This window comes from Teichococcus vastitatis, from assembly GCF_003604215.1.
Classification (GTDB): Bacteria; Pseudomonadota; Alphaproteobacteria; order Acetobacterales; family Acetobacteraceae; genus Pseudoroseomonas; species Pseudoroseomonas vastitatis.
The window spans coordinates 1-2,970 of the sequence record NZ_QXGS01000108.1 but is presented as its reverse complement, the minus strand read 5'-3'; the positions used below and the strand labels follow the sequence as shown (position 1 = coordinate 2,970).

Below are 2,970 nucleotides of genomic sequence, written 5' to 3'. Positions count from 1 at the left end.
CGTCGTGCCGCAGTGACGTGCCGTCGCGGGCGCTTGCGCCGCAGGCTCAGACCTTCAAGACGGTACAGCCGGTAGACTGTAAGCGCGGTCACAGCACCCTTCTTGCGTGAGGATGGTGTGGCTGAGAGGTAGGCCGTCGCGGAGGTGTGGCGATGGCAGGGATGCTGAATGGCGCAGGTGCTGGCACTGGTGCGGGCACTGTGGCGATGGAGCGGGTGGAGATCGTCACTCGTGGCGAACGGCGCCGCATCTACTCGCCGGAGATGAAGGCGCGGCTGCTCATGGAGACGGCGGCGCCTGGCACGCGGGTGCTGGAAGTGGCGCAGCGGCATGGGATTTCGCCCAGCCTGCTGCATCGCTGGCGCCGGGAGGCGGAGGGCCGTCCTGCGAGGCGGGTAGTGAGGCAGGCATCGCCCTTCGTGCCGCTGCTGGTCGACGCCTCTCCGGAGACAGGGCCGCAGAACACGGCGGCCCCGGCGGAGAGCGGAATGGGCGCGACCATCGAGGTGGTGCTGCGCAATGGCCGGGTGCTGCGGGCCTTTGGGACAGTGGATGCCGTGGTGGTGGCCCGGCTGGCAACGGCGCTGGAAGGATGATTGCGCTCCCCTCCGGGGCCCGGATCCTGCTGGCCACGCAACCGGTGGATTTCCGCAAGGGCGCGCATGGCCTGGCGGCACTGGCTGCTGAGGTGCTGGGCCAGGATCCGTTCTCGGGCACGGTGATTGTGTTCCGCTGCAAGCGGTCAGACCGGATCAAGGTTCTGGTGTGGGACGCGAGCGGCCTGGTGTTGATCTGGAAGCAACTGGAGAGCGGCACGTTCCGCTGGCCACCCATCGTCGGCGGTGCGGTGCGGATGACGCCGGTGGAGTTTGCCGCGCTGTTCGACGGCGTCGACTGGACGCGGGTACAGAGCACGAAACTGATTCCCAGGCCGAGCGTGCCTGCCTAGACTCCCCGACGTGATGGGCGCCGCGGACGACATGCCGAGCCTGCCGGAGGATCCCGCCGCGCTGCGCGCGCTGTTGCTGGCGGTGCTGGAGCAGCGCGATGCCGCCATGGCCGAGCGCGACGCGCTGGCAGTCCGGAACGAACACCTGCACCACCTGCTGCTGACGCTGAAGCGGCGGCAGTTCGGGCAGAAGTCGGAGCGGCTGCCCGACGATCAACTGCTGTTCGCGTTCGAGGAGATCGAGGCCACGCTGGCGGCCAGCGAGGCCGAGGCGGGCCAGCGCTCGAAAGGTCTGAAAGAGCAACAGGCGAAGCGCCGCCGTGGCAGCCGCGGCCAGTTGCCCGCGCACTTGCCGCGCATGGAGATCTGCCCCTGCTGTGCGGGCGCCTTGGTCGAGATCGGCGCCGACAGCGCCGAGCGGCTCGATGTCCTGCCGGCCCAGTTCCGGGTGCTGGTCACCAGGCGCCCCAGGCTGGCCTGCCGCGCCTGTCCCGGCGTGGTGCTGCAGGCGCCCGCTCCAGAGCGGCTGGTGCCTGGCGGGCTGCCGACCGAGGCCACCGTCGCCCAGGTGCTGGTGGCCCACTATGCCGACCACCTGCCACTCTACCGCCAGGCACAGATGCTGGCACGGCAGGGGCTGACGCTGGGACGGGAGGTGCTGGCCGACTGGCTGGGCACTGCCGCCCAGGAGATCCGGCCGGTGGTGTGCCGTCTCCGCGAGATCCTGCTCGCCTCGCCGCGGCTGTTTGCTGACGAGACCACCCTGCCGGTGTGGCCTGCCCCATTGAACGGTACCGGGTGTTATGAGAGAGCTACCCCGCGCCATGGCGCGCCCGGCTGGGCACGCCGGAGCGGAGCGTAGGCAAACCCAGCAAGGTGAGGCAACACCGTTTCCGGCGCTGGCGGGCGGTAGCCCAGAGCGCTGTGCGGCCGGACCGTGTTGTAGTGCCGTCGCCAGCGCTCGATCAGCACCTCGGCCTCGCGGAGCGAGCAGAAGATCTCCCGGTCCAGCAGCTCGTCGCGCAGCTTGCCGTTGAAGCTTTCGTTGTAGCCATTCTCCCACGGGCTGCCGGGCTCGATGAACAATGTCTTCACGCCAACCTGCCCCAGCCAATTGCGCACCGCCTTGGCAGCGAATTCTGGCCCGTTGTCGGAGCGGATGTGGTCCGGCGGCCCGCGCTCGATGAACAAGTCGGCCAGGATCTGCAAGACGTCATCCGCCCGCAGCCGACGTGCCACCACGATGGCCAGGCATTCCCGGCTGAACTCATCGATCACCGTCAGCATTCGGAACGCCCGCCCATTCCTGGTCCGGTCCTGGACAAAGTCGTAGGCCCAGACATGCCCAGGCCAGCATGGCCGTAGCCGGATACAGGAACCGTCGTTCAGCCACAGCCGGGCCCGCTTCGGCTGCCGCCGCGGCACCTTCAGCCCCTCGCGCCGCCAGATGCGCTCCACCCGCTTGGCGTTCACCCGCCAGCCCTCGACCCGCAGCAGCGCCGTGACCCGGCGGTAGCCATAGCGCCCGTACTGGCGCGCCAGTCTGACCACCGCATCACTCAGCACCGCCTCGTCAGGCCGGAGTTTCGGCACCCGCCGCTGGGTGGAGCGCGCCTGACCCAGCGTGCGGCACACTCGTCGCTCGGAGACCCCGAGCACCGACCGCACATGCCGCACTCCGGCCCGGCGACGCTCGGGGCTTAGAAGTTTCCCTCCGCGGCTTCTTTGAGGATCTGCTTGTCCAGCGTCAGGTCCGCCACGGCTTTGCGCAGCCGTGCGTTTTCCCGCTCCAGTTCCTTCAGCCGACGCACCTGATCCAGCTTCAGTCCGCCATATTCCGACCGCCAGCGATAGTAGCTGGCCTCAGTGTCCGTCCGGGAACAAGATGAGACATCTGAATTGGTTGTGACTGGCGTGGAACGGCGCGAGCCAGGACAAGGTTGGTTATGTGGACGCCCCAGAACCGGCCGAAATATGACCGCAGCAAGCTGCGCTACCCGAGCGATCTAACCGATGAGGAG

General features: G+C 68.5%; 2 protein-coding genes and 2 pseudogenes. 3 read left to right on the top strand and 1 reads right to left on the bottom strand.

The window, feature by feature from the left end:
- The first annotated feature begins 152 nt into the window (after positions 1-152).
- The 3 genes and pseudogenes from tnpA to D2K64_RS23185 form a co-directional block, all read left to right on the top strand.
- Entirely contained in the window at positions 153-596 is a 444-nt protein-coding gene (gene tnpA, locus D2K64_RS23195; protein ID WP_120010762.1) for an IS66-like element accessory protein TnpA, read from the top strand.
- Positions 593-949, top strand: a complete 357-nt coding sequence (gene tnpB / locus D2K64_RS23190; protein ID WP_120010760.1) for an IS66 family insertion sequence element accessory protein TnpB — start codon at positions 593-595, stop codon at positions 947-949. The genes tnpA and tnpB overlap by 4 nt, the downstream gene beginning before the upstream one ends.
- Before the next feature lie 31 nt (positions 950-980).
- Positions 981-1,721: pseudogene (locus D2K64_RS23185) on the top strand (IS66 family transposase); the annotation flags it as partial.
- Between the two features lie 29 nt (positions 1,722-1,750).
- Here the strand turns inward: D2K64_RS23185 and D2K64_RS23180 are convergent.
- Positions 1,751-2,817, bottom strand: a pseudogene (locus D2K64_RS23180) (IS3 family transposase); the annotation flags it as partial.
- Positions 2,818-2,970: the final 153 nt, after the last annotated feature.